Raw genomic sequence first — 24,925 nt, forward strand, 5'->3', positions numbered from 1 at the left:
AGTTAGAAATTCAGTTCCTATTTTCCCATCTAAGGTCGCAGACCTATTTGTTATTTTTGTATCTACAGCAGCAAAAATCGCTTACTATAAAATAATGTTACATTAAATACCTTCTTTTACTTATCTATTGAGTATTGTTCCATTGTAGAAATACGACCCACCTGTATACAGGCATATTCCCGGATATTACAACACAAACCTCGGTTATTTGATCAGCTATTTATTGAAGAAAAAGACAAACAGGTTTCACATTACTCTTTATATAAAGCAATGTAAAAGGGATATAGTAATCTTACTGTCCTCCATAATAAGTGTCAATCGGAGGGAGAAACGAAAATGTCTTTGCTTCCATAGTATTCCAGATTTTAATTACAGCAAATTTAAGTCAACAAAAGAAGACGCAGGGGGAAAATGATGCAAAAGAAGAGGAAAATAGTGAAGTTAACATTTTGAATGTCCGGAGAGGTTCCTAAAATTAAAAATAAAGTTGTATCTTTTCGGACAATAATCGCACCTAACGGATACTAAAGAGGGGAATTATCATGAAACGACATATCTCACTAGCCATCTTTTGGCTAATACAAATAGTGGTGCTTTTTTCTCAAAATACAGACCGCTTTTTCGACCAATACAACTTCAAATTCATTACAGAAAGCAAAGGATTGCCTTATAGCTTCGTGAGTGACATTTTTAAAGATTCAGAGGGATATATCTGGGTTGCTACACATCATGGGATAGGGAGATATGATGGTTATGAGTTTCTGAATTACGACATGCAAACTGCACCTATACATTTGAAGAACGACTTTGTACACAAAATATGTGAAGACAATTATAAACGGCTCTGGATCGCTTCCGAAGGAGGAATTGATATTATTGACCTCAATACTTATTCTTCCTCCGAACTTAATCTATCCTCGGACAGCCCGTTGCAACGGCTAATGAATGAATATGTCAGTACGATATACAAAGACAAACGAGGCCATTTATGGATTTCCGGTAACAAAGACCTATGGTGCATAGAATTGGATGAGAAAGGAGATGTCAAAACCTATTATTGCCTGAAGAACGCTTCCGCTTCGCCTGTGCACGCGATCCTTGATATAGGCTGGACCATCTGTGCAGGTATTGATAACCAGGTCTGCCGTATCGAGAAACAACCCAATAATCTTCTGAAGACAAAAATCCTATCTGATAGCCTGACCTCTTTCAGTGAAGATTGGCGTATTTCATGCATGGAGGCTGATGGCGAATATCTGTGGATTGGTTCGAACCGGGGAGTATTCAAATATAACCATACAAAACACAGTCTGAAAAGATACCGTTACTCTACTCATCGCTCAGGAATGTTGAGTCAGGCATATATAACGGACATCAGACTGACCGACAAAGAACATCTTATTGTATCTACTCTTAACGGATTGAATGTCTATCACAGGGACACTGATACCTTCTCATTCATCCGTCAGACCAGCGAACAAAATGGCGCTACGATCAACTGTAATGCGATTAACTGCCTGCTCACGGACGGAGAGATAATCTGGTTAGGCACCGAAACCGGAGGAGTCAATGTGCTTTCTCCGAAACGCCTGCAAACCGAGTTATGGTCATGCGGAACATCTTCTGTCAATATGGATACTCCTACTCCTGTAAATGCAGTGGATGAAGACAAGGAGGGTAATCTCTGGATCGGAATGGTGGAACGTGGGTTGATGAAATGGAATAAGGAAAATAAGGCATGCACTCATTATCTTTTTTCACCTAATGATATCACATCCATTAGCAATAATACGATTAATGGAATCCTGATAGACTCTGATAACTATTTATGGGCATATACCTGGGGTGTCGGTATAAATGGTCTGGACCTGAATATCCGAAATAATCGTACCTTCAAACGCTATACGCGCGAGATCATACCTGAATTGGAAGGCGATTTCATTAATAGTGCCTGTGAAGATAAAATTAATCATGGAATCTGGTTTGGGTCCACCCGTGGAGTACATTTTTACGATAAACGAAAAAACACTTTCACAAGAATATTATTTGACCAGTCCGATAACGAATTCGAGGCTATACATGCCATTTTAATCGACCGGAAGAAACGTTTGTGGATAGGAACAACTCAAGGAGTCTTTATCGTCGACCTGCCATCTTTTGCCAAATCCAATAAAAGATTCGATTATAAATATCTGAAGTATAAGCTGGATAATCCGGAGTCTACACAACTGGAAAAGATAAACAGTATAACAGAGGACAAAAACGGTACAATCTGGCTGGGAGGCAATGGAAGCGGATTATACCAACTGACAAATGACAAGAACAATCATTTCATCTTCAAGAATTATACGACAAGGCACGGATTGCCTAATAATACGATTATCGGTATGGCAGAAGACGGACAGGGAAATTTATGGCTGGCAACCAATGACGGAATCTCACGATTGAAAATCCAGTCGATGACATTCAGTAATTACACGCAAGCCGACGGATTACCTGCCACTCAGTTCTATTGGAATGGCATTCATTATTCTGCAATACATGATTTTATATATCTGGCTACTATAGACGGCTTGGTCATTATCCATCCGGAGAGTGAAACCTTATTACATACAGATTCGCAAGTAAAGTTGTCGTCTCTGGCAATCGGAGGAAACACCATTTATCCATCCAGCGGTAATTACCTCGAGAAAAACATTACCTTCGCTCCTAAAATCTTTCTACATGAAAAAGACAATCGTTTCTCCATCGGCTTTACTACACAGGATTATGGGAACAGTAGTCGTATCCGCTTTGCATACCGGCTAAAAGGATATGAAGAAGAATGGAACGAAACACAGCCCGGAGAGCATCTGGCACGATATACGTCCGTACCTTCAGGAAACTATACATTGCAGGTACGCGCAACAGATGAATTGGGACGCTGGTCAGATAAGATCACTGAAATAGAAGTTGATATAACTCCTTATTTCTATAAGTCCGGATGGTTCTATCTGTTACTTATTGGAGTAACCTGTCTGGCCATCTATTTATTGTATAAGAGAAAAATCCGTACTTACCGTGAACAGAAAGTACGACTGGAGAGAAAAGTTAAGCAACGCACACAGGAACTGGCAGTCCAGAACAAACAGTTGGAAGCCATGGCACAACACATAAAGGAAATAACGGAAGAAAAAATATCCTTCTTTACCAATATTACCCATGAGTTCCGTACACCCGTCACGCTTATCCATGGTCCTATCGAACATGCTCTGAAAGAAACAAAGGACGAAGGTGTAAAAACGCAACTGGAGATTGCCGAACGAAACTCCCGCTATTTACTCTCTTTGGTTAATGAATTAATGGACTTCCGAAAGCTGGAAATGGATAAAGTTATATTGGATAAGCGCCCGGAAAACTTTGTTGATTTCCTGTCGGAGCTACTTCTGCCCTTCAGGGTCTTTGCTAAAGAAAGACATATAGATATACAGACCTATTTCCGCCTGGATAATCCTTCTTTGATTATAGACGCCGCATATATACGTAAAGTAATGGTAAATCTGATTTCAAATGCCATCAAATTTACACCGGACAATGGATGTATCAGCATATTTATAGCATCAGTCAAACGGCACAACAGGGAAAAGTCTCTTTATATAAATGTACGCGATACAGGACATGGCATTGTGACAGAAGACATGGAAAAAATATTTGACCGCTTTTATCAATCCAAAAAAGTATTGAAATACCCTGTTTATGGCCAAAGCGGTACAGGCATCGGGCTTTTCCTTTGCTGGAAAATAGTAGAACTGCATGGAGGAGAAATATGGGCACGTAATAATCCTGACAAGGGAGCCTCATTCCGCATATTGATGCCATTAATTCCTGCCGGAGATGTAGAACTGACTGCCGGAGAAGACATGAAAATTCAGGAAGACAATCGCCTGCGGAATATATTACAACCGGCTGACGGAACAAAGAAAGAAACGGTTCTTATAGTAGAAGACAATAAGGATATGCGTTTGTATATCCGTATGCTACTTGAGGGTGATTATCGTCTGTTTGAAGCCGAAGATGGGAAAGAAGCCCTGCAAATTGTACAGAAGCATACGATTGATCTGATTGTCTGTGATCTTATGATGCCTGTAATGGATGGAATGGAATTATCACGCCATATTAAAGAAAATCTGGCGACCTCGCATATCCCTATTCTCATCCTTACTGCTGTTCACTCAGAACTTCAGGAGAAAAGAAGTTTTGAAATCGGTGTGGATGAATATCTCTGTAAACCTTTTGATGAAGAGGTGCTCCGGCTCCGCATCCGTAACATTTTAAATTTGAGAAATAAGTACAAAATGATGTTCTCGGCAAGCAGCAACGTAGAGGAACTGCACATACAGGAAGAATCCAGGGACAAGGCATTCATTGCAAACGCCGTCAATCTGATGAAAGAAAATTATGCAGAGTCGGAATATAATCTGGAACGTTTTGTCCGTGATATGGGATATAGCAAGACATTGGTAAACAATAAAATGCAGGATCTGACAGGTCAACCCATCGGACAGTTTATGAAGAATTACCGGCTGAATGTAGCACAAAAAATGCTACAGGAAGGACCGGGAGATATAAATGTCTCCGAAATAGCTTATTCCGTAGGCTTCAATGATCCCAAGTATTTCACTAAATGCTTCAAGGAGTTTTTCGGATATTTACCAAGTTCTAAACTTAATAAGAGATAAGTGTTTTTTTACTATTCGCCATATCTGTATGCACCTCTTATTTGTGTTAAATAGGAGTATGAATAAAGTTTGAACCGACTAAAACGAAAAGTGTAAATTCTCCACTTTACTATTTTCTTCCCAATCTTTCTTATTTTCCTCTTTTCATAGAGGATAAGCCGCTATTTTTGCATATCACCCTAAATAATGGATACTATGAAGATGAAGCCCAAGTTCTGTTTTCTCATTTTTCCTGCTTCCGGCCGGTCAATAAACAGGATTATTGCTGATTCAAAAATTTTGACAAGCATTACTTCACCAGTCATTTCCGGAATAGGATATTAATAAGATACAAATGAGACAAACCATTTACACATATTGTTTCGCACTGCTTGCTATTATATTGCTACAGTCTATAATGTCGTGCTCCGGCGGCTACCGCAATACTATCGAGGATTCGCGGATAAAATACATCGATACCCGTGTCGGTACCTCCGCTAGCACAACTCATACGGCAGGTAAATTCGGAAAGAATACGGAGGAATACGGACAGACACTTCCTGCGGTACTCGAACCGAATGGCATGAATTTCTGGACTCCTCAAACACGCGATACAGAACAGAAATGTATAGCTCCTTATTATTATGCAGACACATTACTGCAAGGGTTCCGCAACTCTCACTGGATTGTAGGCGGCTGTACTCAGGATTATGGTTCAATGACGCTTATGCCTCTTTACGGGACTCTGCGCTGCCAGCCTGAATCCCGGGCAACCCGTTTTTCCCACCAGACAGAAAAAGCGACCCCGTCTTATTATGCCACTCTCCTACCCGATGAGAATATATACACCGAGATGACAGCCCGTTCCCGCTCGGCTATTTACCGTTTTACTTATAAGAAAGCAGGAAAAGGATATTTGATAGTCAATCCTAACAGCGATGAAGGTCAGGGATACATCTCTATCGATACGCTCAACAACCTGATTTATGGGTATAATCCTGTTCACCGCATTTATCAGGGCTGGGGAGAACCTGCCGGATACAGTGGCCACTTTATTATCCGGTTCAAGAAGAAAATAACAGACTACGGAACACACAAGGGAGACTCCTTATTTTCACATACCACACAAATAGGAAATGCCGGGCAGATAGGCGTATACGCGGAATTTGATGTGGAAGAAGGAGAAGAAGTCTTGATAAAGGCCGCTTCGTCTTTTGTCAGCAGGGAAGGTGCCATCCGTAATCTGGAGGCTGAAATTCCTCATTGGAACTTTGACCTGACAAGGACAGAGCTAAACCGGATATGGGAGCAACATCTTTCCACAATACAGGTGGAAACCGAAAACCTTGTGGATAAAGAGCAGTTTTACGGCGCCTTCTACCGGGCCTCTTTCCTCCCACGCACATTTAACGATGTGGACGGACGTTATCCGTCTTTTGCCAAAGGCCTTCCGATACGTCAGTTACCCGGGGGGGAAACGTACTATGAGGATTACAGCATGTGGGACACATACCGTGCACTACATCCTCTGATTAACATCCTCTTTCCTACCAAAGGCGGAAATATGATGCAATCGCTTGTACATAAATACGAACAAGGTGGCTGGCTACCTATCTTTCCCTGCTGGAACAGCTATACTGCCGCTATGATAGGCGACCATTCTATTGCCGCTATCGGCGACGCTTATAGCAAAGGTATCCGCAATTTCGATATTGAAAAGGCATATGAAGGGATGAGAAAGAATGCTTTTGAGACTCCTTCCGATCCGGATGAATATAGAAACGGCATGGGACGCCGTGCACTGACATCTTATCTCAAATATGGCTATATTCCTCTTGAAGATGCCGTACCGGATGCTTTTCATACCCGCGAGCAGACTTCACGGACTTTAGAATATGCCTATGATGATTTTGTACTCGCACAGATGGCTAAATCTTTGGGCAAAACGAAAGATTACCAGAAATTGATATCACGTGCGACTAATTACCGGAATGTCATTGATCCCCGCACCGGATACGCTCAGGGACGTCATGCCAACGGCACTTTCCTGAATGAATACAATGCTTTCGACTTTGCCCGGTTCATTACCGAAGGAGCCCCTTGTCACTATACATGGTATGCTCCTCACGACCCATACGGACTGATGGAGTGTATGGGTGGTAAAACAAACTATATAGCGAAGTTGGATTCCATGTTCAGCGAACAGCGCTATTGGCACGGAAACGAGCCATGCCATCAGATTGCCTTTATGTTTAACTATGCAGGAGAACCGTGGAAAACCCAACGTACCGTACGCCACATTATGGCAACGGAATATATGAATACACCGGGTGGACTTTCGGGTAATGATGATGCGGGACAGATGTCGGCATGGTACATGTTTGCAGCTATGGGATTTTATCCTGTCTGCCCGGGTACGCCATATTACATGCTTGCCAGCCCTTCATTCCCCAGTCTTACCCTGCATCTGGAAAATGGAAAGACCTTTACTGTAAAGGCTCCGGATACATCCGAAGAGAACATCTACATACAATCAGCTACGCTAAACGGAAAACCTTATACGCATAATTACATTACGCATCAGGATATAATGAGTGGTGGAACAATCGAATTTGTTATGGGAAACGAGCCTAACCGGAAATGGGGAACCAAACCTGAGGATTGTCCGCCTGATATGATGAAATAAAGATATAAAGAAAGGATATACATGATAACATCTCTCAGAGTTACTATACTATTTCTGCTTGTCATTAGTAGTTCTGCGGTATGGTCTCAATCTGTTTATAATATTATAGACTATGGGGCTGTTCCTGACACTACGCGACTCTCCACAAAGGCCATACAAAAAGCAGTGGATGATTGTGCCGCCCATGGAGGAGGTGTAGTATGGGTACCACCCGGTAATTATCTCAGTGGTACAATTCAGCTCAAAAGCTTTGTTAACCTGCATCTTGAAGCAGGAGCAACGCTTTATGCCAGCAGAAGAAGCGAAGATTTCAGTAATTTCACCAGAGAGATCGGTGCAGCCGATAACACCGAGGCCGAAATGCTGATCGGCGCAGTCAATGCCCGGGATATTTCCATCACCGGACAAGGTACGTTGCATTGTCAGGCAGAGCGTGTTGGATACCGTAGAGAACCAAAGACTGAAGTTACAGACTCTATAACCGCACGGGAAATTGTCAATGCCGGACTATATGGAGTAGACTATCAGAGCAAGTTCAAGAAAGTCCCGCCTTGTCCGGGAGCAATCAACTTCACGGGATGTACAAATATTCATATCCGGGACATACAGGTTGTTGAATCTTCTTTCTGGTCGGTACACCTGCAATGGTGCGACAGAGTATCTGTTGACGGCATATATATCATGTCCGATCCTCACAATGGCGTTAACGCGGATGGTCTGGATATTGACGGTTGCAGCAATGTAACGGTCAGTAATTGCCGGATAGATACCGGGGATGATGCCCTGTGTCTGAAAACAACCCGTCAGAACGGGAGAACTCAACCCTGCCAGTATATTACCATCAGTAATTGCATTCTGACTTCCTCTTCAGCAGCCTTGAAGATAGGGACAGAATCACACTGTGATTTTGAATATATCACCGTATCCAACTGTGTAATCAACCGGGCCAACCGGGGGCTAAACATCATCGTCCGCGACGGAGGCACTGTGCGCAATGCGATCTTCTCAAATATGACTATCAATACTGTACGCAAAGAAACATTCTGGTGGGGAAATGGCGATCCTGTCTGGTTCACGATACAGAAGCGCGGGAACATTCCGTCAGCCGGAAACATAGAGAACGTAATGCTTAATAACATTATTGCCTATGGACAAAGCGGTATCAGGATGGAAGGTTTCAGCAACCGGATGAAAAATATCCGCCTGCGTGACATACAGCTATTTATGGAACCGGAAGACGCTATTGATAAAAGATCCCGTAACGGGTTCCTGTTTCATGGCGTAGATGAACTATCTCTTGCAGATTGTCTGGTACGCTGGAACAAGGACAAGCCGGAGAAGCTCTGGGAAAGCGCTTACCTTTTCCGGGAAATCAATGATTTGACCCTTATCAGGGTCAAAGGTGAGAAAGCGCCGGGTAGCCATTATGAAGCTTTCAGGTACGAAAGCTGTGAAAGAGTAACCATAGACAAGTAATTAATAAGAAAAGCTATATTTATGAAAATTAAAGCACTTTTGTTTACCTTATGCGCCATCTCTCTGTTAGGTGCCTGCAATAGCCCGAAGGCAGGCAAGAGCACCTATAACATTATAGATTATGGTGCTAAGGGAGACGGAAAGACCGATGATGCCACAGCAATACAGGCAGCTATTAACGCATGTTCTCAATCGGGTGGCGGCACAGTACTTATCCCCGCAGGACATACTTTTATGTGCAGTCCCTTTGAGTTGGCTTCATTCGTCGAACTCCGGTTGGAATCCAATTCCCGCCTGCTCGCCAATCCTGACGAGACGGTATATACACAAAGTGCTTTCCGCGACAACCGGGGCGAAGGCATGATGTGGATCTACGGGAAAGATCTGAAAGAAGTCTCCATTACCGGAACGGGTACAATCGACGGGAACGGCGTCGCATTCATGGGAAAAGAGTTGGAAGACTCTTATGAATTGAAGCCCGTGACCGACTTTGATCCCCGCCCACATGTATTGACTCTCATCAATGTGGAGAAAACCGTGATAAGAGATATTACCATCCGCAACAGTGCCTATTGGACTGTTCACCTTATCGGCTGCAACGATGCTTCCATCGACGGCATCACGATACTGAATGACCTGAAAATACGCAACGGTGACGGCATTGATATAGACCATTCCAAAAACGTACGCATTGCCAACTGCCATATCGAGTCCGGTGATGATTGCATATGCCTGAAAAACCGGCGGGAGTTCGAAGAATACGGCTCCTGCGAGGACATTGTTGTAACAAACTGCACCATGGTCTCCCGTTCGTGCGCCATCAAGATAGGGTCGGAGAATATGAATAAGATCAATAATGTGTTGTTCAATAACTGCATTATCAAGAACAGCAACCGTGGCATAGGCATCCAGAACCGCGACGAAGGAACCGTCACCAATGTGATATTCTCAAATATGATCGTGGACTGCATGTTCTTCTCCGATGTATGGTGGGGAAAAGCCGAACCGATTTACATCACATCTTACCCGCGTGCCATAGGCAATCACAAAGATGCAGGTTGGCGTTTCCCGAAAGGAGCTACCGAAGGCCGATGCGGAGAAGTAAGCCGTATCTGTTTCTCGAATATCAAATGTACCAGTGAGAACGGTATTTTTGTAGGCGGGGATACTCCCGACAAAGTCAATCATATCTATTTCAAGGATGTAGACCTGCTATTACAGAAACGTACTGCATACGAAGGCGGCATCTACGACAAGCGTCCGTGCGACGGTGAAGGCTTCATCCGTGATAAAACTTACAGTTTCTACATAGATACGGCATCTGATATCAGACTTGATGACTGCAATATTACGTGGGGTGATATTCGCCCGGATCATGCGGCTGAAGGCATCTGGCAAAAGAATGTCCGCAATTTAAAAATCACCAATTAAGTAGGAAACAGTATTCAATGGTACGCTATCGAATTATAACTTACTCTTGCATTTTCACTTACCAAAGTAATAAACAGGTCTGCGACCTTAAGATAAGGCTTATGAGACAATATATTATATTCACTATACTTTTACTAAGCGGACTTTCGGTCTACTCTCAACCGACGCCGGAACAAACCGGAAGTATTTATTACGCTTATCCTGCTCCTCCCGAGGCCTACACTCCTGCACCGGAAGGATACGAACCTTTCTACATCAGTCATTATGGCCGTCATGGTTCCCGCTGGATGACAGCGGACGAACGTTATATAGAAGTCCTGCACGTTTTTGACTCGCTTTATCAGCGTTCCGAATTGACTCCGCTCGGCATAGATGTCCGTAAACGCCTGCAACAAGTATGGGAAGACGCCCGGGGCAAGAGCGGCAATATCACCCCTCTGGGCGAACGCCAGCAACGTGAAATAGCCGGACGAATGTACCATAATTTCCCTCAGGTATTCCGTGGAGATGCATTTATTGACGCCCGTTCGTCCACCTCGCTGCGCTGTGCCATGAGTATGAGTTATTTCACAGAACGTCTGAAAGAACTGAACCCTGCATTGCACGTAGACCGGAGAGCTTACCAGCGATATATGGATTATATCGCCTACACCTCACCGGAAGGAGAAAAGTTTTCTTCTGGAAAAGCCCCATGGAGACGTGACTTCCGCGATTTTGAGAAGAAAAATGTTCGTCCGGAACGCCTGATGGCTTCACTGTTTGTAAATCCCGATGCAATAACAAATCAGGATGCCCTTATGCGTGGAATCTACTGGATTGCAGCCGATATGCAGAATGTAGACATAGATGTTACTTTCTATGACATCTTCCGGTATGAAGAATTAGCCGGGATTTGGAAAACAGTAAATGCCCGCATGTATGTCTGCAATGCCGGTGCTCCGCTTAATGGTGGTTTGATGCCCCGTTGCGCCATACCTCTACTACGCAATATAGTGGAAAGTGCGGAAACCGCTATAAAAGAAGGAACTCCTGCGGCCGATCTTCGTTTCGGACATGATACGCACCTCATCCGCCTGCTTACACTGATGCAGGTAGAAGGATGCAGTAATCAGGAAACCGATATGGAGAAATTCCATCTGGCCTGGCAGGATTACCGGGTTTCTCCTATGGGAGCTAATCTGCAACTTATCTTCTTCCGTAATAAGAAGAATGAGATACTGGTAAAACTTCTTTTAAATGAAAATGAAGTAAATTTACCTTTAGAGAGCCATACCGGCCCCTACTATCCGTGGGAGACAGTTAAGGCATTCTTTAAAGAGCAATTAAAACAGGACGAAACCGAAATACATCCGGCTACCCATAATCCGCTCTCTGAAGATACGGACTATTAGAGCGACGGGTGTGAGGTTATCCATCTTAATTAGCTTTTATCCGCTAAAAGGTAACAAAAGTAACAGTCTTTTTAGCCTTTGTGCCCTTTGTGATTTCCTTCGTGTACTTAGTAGTTAAAACTCTTTACCACGAGGGACACCCCCGCTCGCGCAGACGTCCCGTTTGTGTGTTGCGTAGCAAACATTTTCGCCCTCTCAACAAGACACGGACTGGAAGTCCGCGCCAGCGGGGGAAGCATCTTGTTCAAAAAGTAACAAAAGTAACAATGAAATCAGTTAGCAGTTAACAGTCATCAACTTGTATCTCGTATCCCGTTTACTTGTAACTATTTTCAAAAAGGTAACAAAGGTTACACTATTTTCAGTTAGCAGTCAACAGTTATCAGTTAACAACTTGTATCTCGTGTCTTGTCTACTTGTATCTCGTGTCTTGTCTACTCGTATCTCATATAACTTTCAACTTATTACTCAATACTTACTACTTTGAAAAGGTAACAAAGGTTACACTTTTTCTACCTATTACTTTTTACCCTCTCTGTAGCCTCCCTTTGGGGAGGTTGGAGGGACCATTCCAATCTTTCAAAGAACTATCAGCTGACAGCTAAAGGCTATCAGCTATATACATAGATAAAGTTTTTAATATCTGCTTCGCCTTGATAACATTTTTCAGGCAAGCGCCCTTTCCAGATCACTAATTAAGTCCCCGGCATCTTCCAGACCTACAGATAATCTAAAAAGTCCGTCTCCTGCAAAATCATTCCATGATTCCAGTTGCTGAGGAGTTGAGAATTTAAACGAAGTTTTTAATAATTCATTGCTATCCAGATAAAAGATCAAAGAACGATGATGACCGAGCGAGACTGCATAATGAATTATTTGTAGTCTCTCCACAAATTTGCGGGCCTGTGACCTTCCGTTATCTATCTGGAAAGTAATAATTCCCGAGAAATTTTTCATTTGCCTCTTTGCCAGTTCATACTGAGGATGTGAGGGCAAACCCGGATAAAATACACGCTTAACTTTCGGATGTTTTTCCAGATATGCTGCAATTTTGAGAGCATTCTCCTGATGAACCCGCATACGAAGAGGAAATGTAGCTAAGCCTCTTAATATCAGCCATGCGTTAAACGGGCTCAGTACTCCGCCAAAACGGATGGCTGTCTTTTTCCGTAAAGGAACCAGATTTTCTTTACTACCCAGAATGACTCCGCCCAAAGCATCACCATGTCCGCCTAAATACTTGGTAAGTGAATGTATCACAAAATCGGCACCCAGTGCCAAAGGTTTCGTAGCGGCAGGTGTCGCGAATGTTGAATCTACAGCCAACTTCGCACCCGCTTCCTGTGCAATTTCCGCCACGGCGGCGATATCTGTAAGGCGTAGCAGGGGATTGCAGGGAGTCTCTATATATATCAGGCGGGTATTTGATTTGACAGCCTCTTTCAGAGACTTCAGGTCGGAGGTATTCACTTTTGTGATTTCAATGTCTAACCCGGGAATCATTTCATTCGTCAATTCAGCAAGGGCTGCATAGGCTACATCACTTACAATCGCATGGTCTCCGGCCTTCAGTAAATGGAAAAGTAATGCGACGATAGCACCCATCCCGCTTGCAAAGGCAACAGCCGTTTCGGCTCCCTCGCAAATAGCCAGCTTTTCCTCCAGCTGATGAACGGTAGGATTACCCCAACGGGAATAAAGCCATGAATCATTTTCGTCAAGACCTTCAACGGAAAATCCGGCGTCGGCATCTGTAATAAAAGTTGTGGACATTATTAGATTCGGGGAAGAAGCTTTAGTCACAGGATCGGGAAATTCCCCTCCATGAATTGCTTTGGTTTGCTCTCCCGCATTCAGTAAAAAATCAGATTCTTTAGACATATTCTTCTCTTTTATGTTACTCCGTACTATATTTTCCGGATGACTTTAATACCAGCGAAGTTATATCCTTTATAAAAAAAGAAAAATACCACTAACATGGTATTTTCCAAATGAGAACAAAAATCTTTATCTATAAATATTTCTGAAACCACCGGGTAATTTCGTCCAAGCGTTTGATCCGGTTTGTAGGTTTCCCTGACCGGGATAATTCATGGTTTTCATTGTTGAATATTATCAGGCGGGTCGGGACTTCAAAATATTGAAGGGCATAATACATCTGCACACCTTCAACCAACCAGCATCTGTAGTCCTGATCGCTATGGAGGAACAACGTTGGTGTATTTACCTGATTTGCATATTTCAGGGGAGACTGTTCCCATAGTAGCTCACTGTTTGTCCATAGATTATGACCGATGTATGATTCGGTAAAAGTATGTCCGATATCACTCGTGTTGCTGAAGGAAATCCATGAAGAGATGCTCCGTTGCGAAGCCGCCGCTTTAAATCTATTGGTATGTCCGATTATCCAGTTGGTCATATATCCGCCGTAAGATCCGCCGGTAACCCCCAAACGTTCTCTGTCAATAAACGGAACCTGTTCTATCGCTGCATCCACAAAAGCCATGAGATCATTATAATCTACAGAGCCGAATTTACCACGCAGATCAATAAATACGTTTCCCCTCCCATTACTGCCTGTGGGATTGGTATATAGAACGGCATAACCCTGATTTGCCCAATACTGCATCTCGTGAAAGAATACTGTCCCATAAGTTGCTTTCGGGCCACCATGTATATTTAATATAGCCGGGTATTTTTCGTTCTTCTTATAATTGGCCGGAGGCAGAATATAGCCGTTTAGTTCCCGTCCATCTTCATTTCTGAATTTTATTTCTATAGGTTTCACAACATTATGGTTCTCAAACAGGGCCGTATTAATGGAACTAAAAAGGGAAATCTCTCCTTTACTGTTGAGAAAATACACTTCTTCACCCTGTTGCTCTGCCATGGCTACAACCAGAAAGCCATCCTTATATGGCACATAATCGTTTATAGAGATATTTTTCGGCGAACGAACAGATATAGAGGTGTCTTTGTAATTTATGTGGATAAGTGGAGCCTGATCTATCACAGTTGAAACAAAATTAAACCCATCTTTATCAAATGTAATTTTGCTACGGCCCCCCGACTTGATATCAGAGCCGATACTATTGCCTATCGCATACAAATCTCCATCATATATTCCTTTAATATTCCCTGATGACAAATTCAGACGATAAAATTCAGGATTCTCCTGTTTATTGCGTTCTAAGCTGCGATTGACCAGAACAACAAATTCATTATTATCCGCAAACTGGATTTGGGAGTAAACGGCTTTATTGAACAAATTCCATTCTTTTTTCTCCAATGTTCCGGTATTCAATGATACCAGACTGTTATCTTGTGAAGCCTTCCTCCGGTATGTTTTACGGATATAAGCCAGATGCTTCTTATCGGGACTAAGTTCTATGTCGGAAACCGTTTCCAGAGAATCTGAAAGGTCGGTGATTTTTCCTTTATCATAATAATAAAGGTGGGTACGGGTTCCACTGATATCACCCTGACCATTCGACCAAAAGGGTAATTCATCGAAGATACGATACCTTCCATTTTCTTTTATGTCTTTCAGCACCTCCGTCTGGGATTCTTCTTTCGGAGCCAACCGATAAGAAGCTGTAAAAAAGAAACGGTTTCCGTCTATTAGCCGGATATCTTTTACAGCATAAGGCAACCGCAACCATTCTGTTGCTTCCTGATAACCTTTGGTCAATTTCTGAAATATTGTAAGCCGCTCTCCTTTCTTTAGTCTTTCTTTGTCCTTTTCATCGCGTACACTTTTGAAAATAATAGTATCGCCAAGAAAAAAGTAATCGGAGACATTTTCTGAAGATGTCAGTCTTAACTCCCTTCCATCCACCAGCTGATATAAGTCACTTCGGTATGTGTCTCCCTCTAAATCGGGCTGTCGAAGGATAAAGAATATATCCCCTTTATTTTCTTTCAGATTAGAAATGCTCCTAACTTTCGTAAAAAAGTCGATACCGACCGGTTCTTTGCCATAGGCCGAATATCCGTAACCTGCATAAATAGGGAAAAGAAAGACAGTCAGCAATACAATGGTATAAATTCTCTTCATATTTTTCGAATTAATTATAAAAATTGGAAGTGCCTGCAAGAAGCACTTCCAACAAATCCACAATCTGGATTTACCTAATTACCTATTTTAACTATACGGCCTTCTATTGTTTGTTCATCCTTCAATAAGTTGTATATCGGACAAACTGCTTCTACGGCATCCCGCAACACTTTGATTTGTTCGTATGTTGCCGGAGATTTCACATGCACAGTATAATGAATCCCATACGGATAGCCGGGGACATTCTCAAAACCACTGCGCCCGGCACGAATATCGGAAGTGGCTTTTACATTCACTTCCAGCGAATCGAGCGGAATCTGGCGGGCAGCAGCCTGAATCAGGAAAATATGAGTAAGGCAGCTTGTCAACACGCCTAACTGATGTTCCTGAGAGGTCGGTCCGAGATCGCTTCCTCCCAGATATGCAGGATTGTCGTGCAATATACGGAACTGGCGGATCTGAAGCTGGCGGACACCATTATTGTTTACTGTAACCACCAGACAATTACGGTTCTCGTTATTCGCCAGCGATGGATTCTTCTTTCTCTCTTCTTCCCGTTTCTTACCTTCTTCCTGAAGATGTAAGTACGCGGCACGCTTATATTTCAGATATTCTCGGAGTCCGGGCTGCCCTCCTTCCGGTATCACCAGCTTATCGGGAGTCCGGGTATAATCAATTTCTCCGGTCACTACTTGTGGTTTAAGGATAAAATTGAATATCGGAGAATTTGCTTCCGCGGCCTTCCGTAATTCTTCCAGTTGCTTATCATCCGCTGACGATTTTATATATGCAGTATAGAGGAAGTTACGGGGATAATTTACTTTATTCGCAGGAACGGCATCCGGGCGATTTATAATTTCGATTCTTAATGAATCGACAGGTATATTTCTCAGAGCTGCCTGGTTAAGGTAGCTATCTGCCAAGTCACTGGCTATAATAGCAACCTGCGATTCAGGTGAACCCGGCCCTACATTGTAACCCGCAAAGTCCGTCCCGCTATCGCTTATGATCTGGAAGCCGCGGATACACATTCTCCGTAAGCCCGACCTCTGCTCTGCCGTGGTACGGGCTTCTAATGTCACAGCCTGTAATTCCTCACTTGGCAGGCTTTGCAATTTAATGAGTGCTTCCCGCCTGCTGAAAAGATAGTTGCGCAATGGACTGGCATTCTGTTCAAATGTCTTTTTAACCGCATCTTTTACAAATACAGAATTGGGGCCTGTATTAGCATTATCAGTCTGTGCATCAACTGATGTTGTTCCAAATACGGAAAGTATAATAATAGCCAATATACTTATCCGTTTTTTTGTATCCTGTGAATAGATTTTCATATTGCTCTTTTTAATGGGTTTCTATTATATAATTTATTTATTCGAATCCGGCATAAGGATTTGCACCGGTCTTCGATTCGTTATAACCGTCGTATCCCCAGTTCTGCCATAAACCTTCAGGATTTATATTCCGTTGGGATTGAGGTATAGGAAAACGGTAGTTTTTGAGGCTTACGGAACTTTTCTTGTAACTCTCGTCTAATCCCGATTCCTTTAAGGTCTTGACGTAAATTCTCCATCTTACCAGATCGAGCCAGTGGCTTTGCTCATAGGTAAGTTCAAACATCCTTTCCTGCTGAACCGCTTTTCTGAAGCCGTTGTAATCAAGTCCTGCCGGCAAATCGTCCGGAGATGTTTGATTTAGAGGGAAATGTTCGAAAGCTCTTCTCCGCACCTGGTTTATTGCGTCATAAGCATCTGTTGTCGGTCCGTTATTCAGTTCATTGATTGCTTCGGCTTTTACCAGCAAAATATCGGCATAGCGTATGATAGACCTGTTGATATTGCGGTTACTGGCCGATCCCAACGGATCGCTGGCGTCGATATATTTACGATAGCGGGGACGGGTGAATGTAAAGACCGAATTTGTAGAAGGATTGTATAACTCTTTGGCATATGTCCCGCTCTTCCGTTGATCACGGTCGTCGAAAGCGTCATAGTATTTATTATCCGAAATAAGTACGTGAGGAGTAGAATTGCTGAAACCGCTGGAAAAGGCACAATGGGCCAAATGGTTTCCTCCGCTACCGTCGGTAGCAGTACCGGAAGCATGCTGAGTTGAGAAAATACTTTCTTTCCCGTTCTTATTATTTACATTCCAGTTGTCCAGAAAATCTTCTTCCAGTTCGTATCCTGTTACACTATTGGCTGCGTCTACAGATTTCCGGAATCTGTCTTTGCGGGCTGTGTCGCCCCCGCTTTCAGATGTTTGTGCCCATACCAGATATACTTTTGATAATAATGCATAAGCGGCACCTTTGCTCGCCCTGCCTTTATCGCTGTCTGCATAACTGCTTACGTCCGGCAGATTATCCGCAGCACTTTTCAGGTCGTCTTCAATCTGTGCATACACCTCATCTATCGACGCGCGGGTCGTATTTTTTCCATCAACATTATGTAAGACAAGCGGCACTTCTCCCCAAAACTGCACTGCATAATAATAGTAATATGCCCGCAGAAACCTGGCTTCGCCGATAGAGCGTTTCTTAATGGATTCTGAAACGGTTTTGGATTCCGACAATTTATCTATGGCATCGTTTGCACTTGTAATGCCTACATAAAAAGCAGTCCATACCGATGTCACATAACTATTGGTCGGCTCCCACTGTATCAAGCCTAATAATCCTCCGCCACTGTTCGGATTCTCCCCCGAAACAGTAGTTTCGGTGGTCAGATCTATCATGTACGCCAGCGAAGTGCTTATGCCGACATTCGGCGTATAAATCCCGTTGGTAAGGGCTATAGCGTCCTCATCCGTTACGGGAAAGTTCCCACCCATCAGTTTGCCTATTGGTGTCACATCAAGACTATCGCTGCATGAAAGAATTGTCACCGATAATATTAAGGTATATAATAACTTCTTCATCTCTTTCTGATTTAATTATTTTATAGTAAGCTGTTTAATAAGATATATTCACGCCAAAAGATATTGTTTTCGCTGTGGGGTATGCTCCGGAATCTATACCGCTGGAAACTTCAGGGTCGTATCCTTTATATTTGGTAAAGGTCAATAAGTTTTGCCCCGTTGCAAAAATTCTGAATTTTGTCTGAGGAGCCTTTGTTATTTTCACAGGAAGGACATAACTCAGAGTTATATTTTTCAGACGTAAGAAAGAGGCATCTTCGATATAGCGGCTATCGAGCCATGTGGCCGATGTGACAGAGGCTTTAGCAATTGTATTGGACGGATTCTGCGGCGTCCACCTGTCACGGAGTGTAGCTAATACATTGTAGCTGGTGGATGGTGATTCCAGCTCCTGCCGGAGCTGATTGTATAGCTGATTACCTTTACTACCCTGAAAAGCTGCAAATAAGCTCAATGATTTATATCTCAGTGTGGTCGAAAATCCGTAAGTGAAATCAGGCTGAATAGAACCTAAGACAACTCTGTCCTCATCCTGAGTAACTTTGCCGTCGTTGTTTTGATCGACATATTTTACATCACCGGGCTCAACACTCGTTTTCCAGCTCGGCGCAGGCACTTTCGAAATATCTGTTCCGGTTTGTACTATTCCATCGAAGACAACACCATAGAAAGAGCCTAAAGATTCCCCTTTCTTTATGATCGTATTGCCGGACAGGAAATAATCCAGATTACCGATATTGGTGACTTCATTCACATTTTTAGCAATATTGGCAGACAGATTCCATTGCAGGTCTTTCTGATCTATAATACTGCCTGTCAATGCAAGTTCCACCCCTTTATTTGTAACATTGCCCACATTCATAAGCATGGTACTGAATCCTGTTGTTATTTCCACAGGCACATCTAGCAGCAGGTCGCTTGTCTTTTTATAATAAATATCGGCTATAATGCCTAATCTGCGGTTAAGCAGATTCAGATCAAAACCCAGATTATATTGCGATGTTTCTTCCCATTTCAGGTCGGGGTTTTCAGCATTAGCCCTGCCGTAAGCCGTAACGAGCTGATTATTGAAAGAATATACCTTTGTAGAGTATGTCGCTTCATATCGGTAGTCGCCTATCTCCTGATTGCCGACAACCCCGAAACTTCCCCTCAGTTTAAGATCATTGATGACCTTATTATTTTTCAGGAAAGGTTCTTCGCTGACGTTCCATGACAAACCGATGGACGGAAAATAACCCCATTTATGATTTTTTGCAAATCGGGAAGAACCATCCGCCCTGAATGTTCCGGTAAGATTGTACCTGCCGAGGAAAGAATAGTTGACCCTTCCCAGTACCGAATTGAGGATAGATTCCGAACCGCCCGAACTTGGTGACAAGAGAGTGGCGCCTCCCTGCAGGTTATGGTAAGACAATTGTTCGTTAGCGAAATTACTGGCCGATGCTATCGAGTATTCTATATCGGTGGTCTGGGTCGTATAACCGGCCAATATATCCACATAATGGTCTTTATTCAGCTTCTTTGTGTAATTGAGCGTATATTCATATTGCCACGAATCAAACCGCTTGTTTCCGATACTTCCATACCCTTTAGCCAGAAAACCTGACGCAGCGCTGGAAGGCGCGAAAAAATTAAGGGTCGTATTACTCAGATTGGTTCCTGCGCTGACCTTAGCCACCAACGAGGGGATGATAGTATATTTAGCGAAAAAGTTTCCGATGACAGTATTATTTTTTGTCTGCGATGTAGTATTAACCAGATCCGATATGGCATTTACGGTACGGTCGCCAAATCGTAAATCCCCTTTTTCGAAAAGGTTATTGTAATTATAGCTTCCATCCTGATTATATATAGAAACTACCTGCGGTATCCTCAATACATAATCGAGCGAGTTTGAAACACCGTTCACATACAGTCCGTTATAGCTGCTCAATCCGCTTTGATCCATTTTACTGGCTGTAACATTCAAACCTACAGTCAGATTCGGGAATAAATCCCTTTCAAAGTTGAACCGTCCGCTATAACGCTTAAAGCCCGTGTTCAGCAAGATACCATCCTGATCGCTGTAATTACCAGATAAGAGAAACCTCGTCTTATCGTCTCCGCCACTTATCGAAAGCTGATGGTTCTGGGTTGTCGCTGTGCGCAGGGCTGCATCCTGCCAGTTTGTACCTTCACCCAATTGTGCCACTTTTTCAGCAGTAAGACCGGTTTCACTGATATTTTCGGCAGATGCGATTTCCAGATAAAGCTCACCCCATTCGCGCGCATTCATCAGATCGAGCTTCTTACGGGCTTGCTGCCAGCCGATAGAATATTGATATTCAATATTCGTTTTCCCTTTTTTCCCACTCTTGGTAGTAATAATAATTACGCCATTTGCTCCACGCGAACCATAGATGGCCGAAGCGGACACATCTTTCAGCACCTCTATGGATTCAATATCACCGGGATTCAATGCAGCTAACGGATTCAATGCCCCGGCAGCACGGCTTATCCCGATATTGGCCGACGAATTGTCGTTATATATTATAACCCCGTCTATCACATACAAAGGCTCATTCCCTCCGTTTATAGAGTTTCCTCCGCGTATGCGAATGTTGGAAGTAGTTCCCGGCTGACCGGAGCTTTGGGATACATTCAAGCCGGAAACAGCCCCACCCAGTAATCCATCGAATGAAGTAGATAATTGCGATAACGCATCTTTTGAAACCGAAGAAATGGCCCCGGTAAGTTCTTTACGCTTCTGGGTACCATATCCAACCACGATTACTTCATTCAAATAATTTAAATCTTCCGTTAAGGGAATAATGATCGGCCCGTTATTTTCATATACATCCAATTCCTGCGATTTGAAACCCACAAGAGCCACCTTGATAGTAACAGGCAGTTGGCCCGAAACAGGGAGAGAAAAGGACCCGTCTATATCAGTGAGACTACCCTGTGTGGTAGAAACCAATGCGACAGAGGCTCCCACCAGAGGCTCCCCGGTTTTTTCGTCTACAACTGTACCTTTTATTACTGTTTGCCCTATCATACTACCTGACAGCAATAGAAAGAATATGATAATGTAATAATACTTATTTACACGATACCTGTCTCTCTTATCGCTAAAAGAGCTAATTGTTTTTGCCATAATTTTTTAATGAATATCCATTGTAGCCAAGTATAGAAGGCTACAAGAAGTGTTTGTTTATAGATTGCTTAATTGAAGGATAATATCTTGCGCATTTATTAGTTCAGGGGTTCAGAACCTTTATAATACAGTTCGGACTACCCTGGAATATATGCGGATATCAATTAGGGGAAATAAACCGACGGGTTTATTTTCGGAATAGTTAAATATAGGTTAACAACACATTCGCATGTGAAAACAAGAAGCCGGACATTGATCTATGGATGATAATACATGTAGAGAATAAAACCGGGACAAATTCCTTTGTTCCTCATGTTCCCCTCCGGGTATGGAGAAGGCCTTAATGGTAATAAAATTTTTCATAGAGTCTTTTTATATTAGTTAATACTTGAATAACCTCATTCTCATATAGAGGTGCTTATTCCGGTAAATCCGGACTTAGATTCTTTTTATCGGTGTAAGTTGATAAGGCAAGCGTGAGAGCTCCGTCGCTGGTTATATTATGGGTAGTCCCGAAACTATCGAGAAGAGCAAAAATCGTTATCATCAGAGCTGCTCCCGCATCATCTATCCCCAAGACAGCATGTATCAGACCTAAAGAAGTAATAAGAGTTCCTCCGGGCAACCCCGGAGCAGCTATCGCAAAAATACCAAGTAACGGAATAAAAATGAGTATCTGAGTTATATCCGGCATAGTCCCGTATAATAATTGAGAGACGGCAAGGGACAGGAATACCACATCGAGGATAGAACCCGGAAAGTGGATATTACCAAACAGTGGTATGGCAAAATCTCTTATTTCCGGTTTTAACTCAGGACATTTCTTTGTTTGCTCTATGGCGACTCCCAGGCTGGCCGCCGATGATTGTGTTCCCAATGCAGTCAATGCCACCGGTCCGTAATATTTGAGTACTTTCCAGGGATTTACGCGGGCATACAGCCCCGAAGAAATATAAAGAAAACTTATCCATATCAGGTGACAAAGCACTGTTATTACTAAAATAGCAAGGAATACAGGCAGTCTGGATGCCAATGCACCTTCGTATGCCAAAATACTGAAATTAGCAGCAATAAAGAAAGGAAGTATCGGAATCAGGATTTTCTTTACCATCGCAAAGATCAGATCCTGAAACTCATATAAGGCCCCTTCTATTTTCACAGCTTTGGTCCATATGACAGACAGCCCCAGTAAAAAAGCAAATACCAAAGCGCTTAATATGGGCATCAAAGGAGGTATATCCAGGCGAAAAAGCATTTCGGGAAGGCTGTTTGTCGCTTCTTTGACCGGAACTATATCAAGTAGCGGAATTATCTTATACCCCACAAAGGCTGCCAGTGAAGCACTTCCGATACACGACACATAGGCCAGCAACAAAGAACTCCCGAGTAACCTCGACGCGTTCTTCTTGAGACGAGTTATAGATGGGGTAATAAATCCGAAAATGATAAGAGGTATAAGGAAAAAGATAACTTGCCCAAGAATATGTTTGATAGGTAATACAACCGCGATTAAAGATTCAGAAGCAAAGAGTCCGAGTACCACACCCCCCAGAACACCCAGCAAAAGCCTCAGTGTGGTGTTTGATAATAATTTTCTCATGCAGATACACTTTGAATAATTTATTCTTTTAAAACATTACAGATCACGATTATTTCTTCACTCTGTAATCGAGTGCCGGCTTCCGGTCTCCCAGTAGCGGTACATACTTAAAGCCAGCTCCCCTACGGGTATCGAATTCTTCTCTTATCTCCTTTACCAATCCGGGATTTGTGTATAATTCTATAGCCGAAAGGCTGAACACTTTAGCTGTATTTATCAGCGATTTTGTTCCTATAGTAGAACCTCCCGCCGCCACATTTTGCCAGCTATGCCCCGCACTTCCCGGTACAAAGGTCGCCGTATTGAAACTTACGGTAGGAACTACCCAGCTAACATCACCCACATCCGACGAGCCACCTCCCAGCGAAGGTTTTTCTTCTTCCAGAGGCTTCACCGATTCGGCATCTTTCAGTATGCTGATATCTTTATTCAGTCCCTTTACTATTTCCTCGGCAAAGGCCTTTTCACGTGCGTCATAATGCACACCACCCACTACCTCGAGTTTACGCTGTACCAGTTCCGACAGTTTGCGGTTATTCAGACGCTCATAAAAACCGGATACAATTTCAGACTTAACTTTTGTCTGTGTCCCTAAGGCTGCACCTTCGGCTGCCTGCCCTATCCATTCCACAAGGTCTTTGAGAATCTCCCTTTTCGGACTCCGTATGTAATAGGACACCCTGGCATAATCGGGTACTACATTCGGGGCTTCGCCTCCATCGGCTATAACGTAATGTATCCGGGATGACATCGGTACATGTTCGCGCAAAAGATTGACCATATAATTGAGTGCTTCTACGCCGTCTAAGGCAGACCGGCCCTTATCAGGACTTGCCGCGGCATGAGCGGCTACTCCAAAGAAGCTGTAGTCTATCATTTGTATGGCTGTTCCCGTATCGGTTGTAACACCATTCCCGGTAGAAGGATGCCAGTCAAGGACGACATCTACGTCATTAAACAATCCGTCCCGTACCATGTAAACTTTACCGCCTCCTCCTTCTTCGGCAGGTGTACCGAATACTTTGATTGTACCTGTGTGTTTTTCTGAATCAAGCCATTGTTTTATAGCGACAGCCCCTGCGACTGCTCCTACTCCGAATGTATTGTGACCGCAACCGTGGCCGCTCCCTCCTTCGACCAAAGGTTTACGATAAGGGACTGTATCCTGCGATAACCCGGGCAAAGCATCGAATTCGGCCAGTACAGCTATCACAGGATACCCTGATCCGTAAGTGGCGACAAATGCGGTAGGCATGCCGGCAACTCCGGCCTGAACTGTAAATTCATTCTCTTTGAGATGGTTTTGTAGCAAAGCTGAACTTTCCGTTTCGAGAAAACCCAGTTCAGGATTACGCCATATCGTTTTCTGTAGTTTATCATACACAGAGAAAGACTTGTCCAGATAGTTAACGGACACATTGTTCAATGGAGCATTCTTTTTAATTTTCTGCGCAAATACAGTGACAGCTAATGTTGTCAGTGCTATTACCAACAATACTTTTTTCATTTTATTTCTTTCGTTTTATATCAAT

12 protein-coding genes are annotated in these 24,925 nt (G+C 43.1%); 5 read left to right on the top strand and 7 right to left on the bottom strand.

The window, feature by feature from the left end:
* Positions 1-542 precede the first annotated feature (542 nt).
* The 5 genes from B3317_RS16305 (at position 543) to B3317_RS16325 (ending at position 11,681) form a co-directional block, all read left to right on the top strand.
* The gene (locus B3317_RS16305) at positions 543-4,718 is read left to right on the top strand and encodes a two-component regulator propeller domain-containing protein (protein WP_291113530.1); all 4,176 of its coding nucleotides are present in this window, start codon (positions 543-545) and stop codon (positions 4,716-4,718) included.
* Positions 4,719-5,052: 334 nt separating this feature from the next.
* A complete protein-coding gene (locus B3317_RS16310) occupies positions 5,053-7,383 on the top strand; it encodes a GH92 family glycosyl hydrolase (protein WP_291113533.1) in 2,331 nt (776 codons plus the stop codon).
* 21 nt (positions 7,384-7,404) lie between these two features.
* Positions 7,405-8,859: a glycoside hydrolase family 28 protein gene (locus B3317_RS16315; protein WP_291113536.1), complete on the top strand. Its 1,455-nt coding sequence runs from the start codon at positions 7,405-7,407 to the stop codon at positions 8,857-8,859.
* A gap of 21 nt (positions 8,860-8,880) precedes the next feature.
* The gene (locus tag B3317_RS16320) at positions 8,881-10,290 is read left to right on the top strand and encodes a glycoside hydrolase family 28 protein (protein WP_291113539.1); all 1,410 of its coding nucleotides are present in this window, start codon (positions 8,881-8,883) and stop codon (positions 10,288-10,290) included.
* Positions 10,291-10,391: 101 nt separating this feature from the next.
* Positions 10,392-11,681 (top strand): histidine-type phosphatase, encoded by a 1,290-nt coding sequence (locus tag B3317_RS16325; protein ID WP_291113542.1) that lies wholly within the window; start codon positions 10,392-10,394, stop codon positions 11,679-11,681.
* A gap of 666 nt (positions 11,682-12,347) precedes the next feature.
* On the opposite strand, the gene B3317_RS16330 is transcribed toward B3317_RS16325, so the two are convergent.
* From B3317_RS16330 to B3317_RS16360, 7 genes are all read right to left on the bottom strand, one after another.
* Positions 12,348-13,562, bottom strand: coding sequence for a trans-sulfuration enzyme family protein (locus B3317_RS16330; RefSeq protein ID WP_291113545.1), 1,215 nt, complete (start codon positions 13,560-13,562; stop codon positions 12,348-12,350).
* A 130-nt stretch (positions 13,563-13,692) separates the two neighbouring features.
* Positions 13,693-15,738, bottom strand: a complete 2,046-nt coding sequence (locus B3317_RS16335; RefSeq protein ID WP_291113548.1) for an alpha/beta hydrolase family protein — start codon at positions 15,736-15,738, stop codon at positions 13,693-13,695.
* Positions 15,739-15,812: 74 nt separating this feature from the next.
* On the bottom strand, positions 15,813-17,069 hold the full coding sequence (locus B3317_RS16340; RefSeq protein WP_291113551.1) for an OsmC family protein: 1,257 nt from the start codon (positions 17,067-17,069) through the stop codon (positions 15,813-15,815).
* 37 nt (positions 17,070-17,106) lie between these two features.
* Positions 17,107-18,654 carry a RagB/SusD family nutrient uptake outer membrane protein gene (locus B3317_RS16345; RefSeq protein ID WP_291113553.1) on the bottom strand — a complete coding sequence of 516 codons (1,548 nt, stop codon included), beginning with the start codon at positions 18,652-18,654 and terminating at the stop codon, positions 17,107-17,109.
* 34 nt (positions 18,655-18,688) lie between these two features.
* On the bottom strand, positions 18,689-21,793 hold the full coding sequence (locus B3317_RS16350; protein ID WP_291113555.1) for a SusC/RagA family TonB-linked outer membrane protein: 3,105 nt from the start codon (positions 21,791-21,793) through the stop codon (positions 18,689-18,691).
* A 418-nt stretch (positions 21,794-22,211) separates the two neighbouring features.
* Positions 22,212-23,393 carry a cation:dicarboxylate symporter family transporter gene (locus tag B3317_RS16355; protein ID WP_291113557.1) on the bottom strand — a complete coding sequence of 394 codons (1,182 nt, stop codon included), beginning with the start codon at positions 23,391-23,393 and terminating at the stop codon, positions 22,212-22,214.
* 49 nt (positions 23,394-23,442) lie between these two features.
* Positions 23,443-24,900 (bottom strand): amidohydrolase, encoded by a 1,458-nt coding sequence (locus B3317_RS16360; protein WP_291113560.1) that lies wholly within the window; start codon positions 24,898-24,900, stop codon positions 23,443-23,445.
* Positions 24,901-24,925: the final 25 nt, after the last annotated feature.

Source organism: Dysgonomonas sp. UBA7710, assembly GCF_002482385.1.
Taxonomy (GTDB): Bacteria; Bacteroidota; Bacteroidia; order Bacteroidales; family Dysgonomonadaceae; genus Dysgonomonas.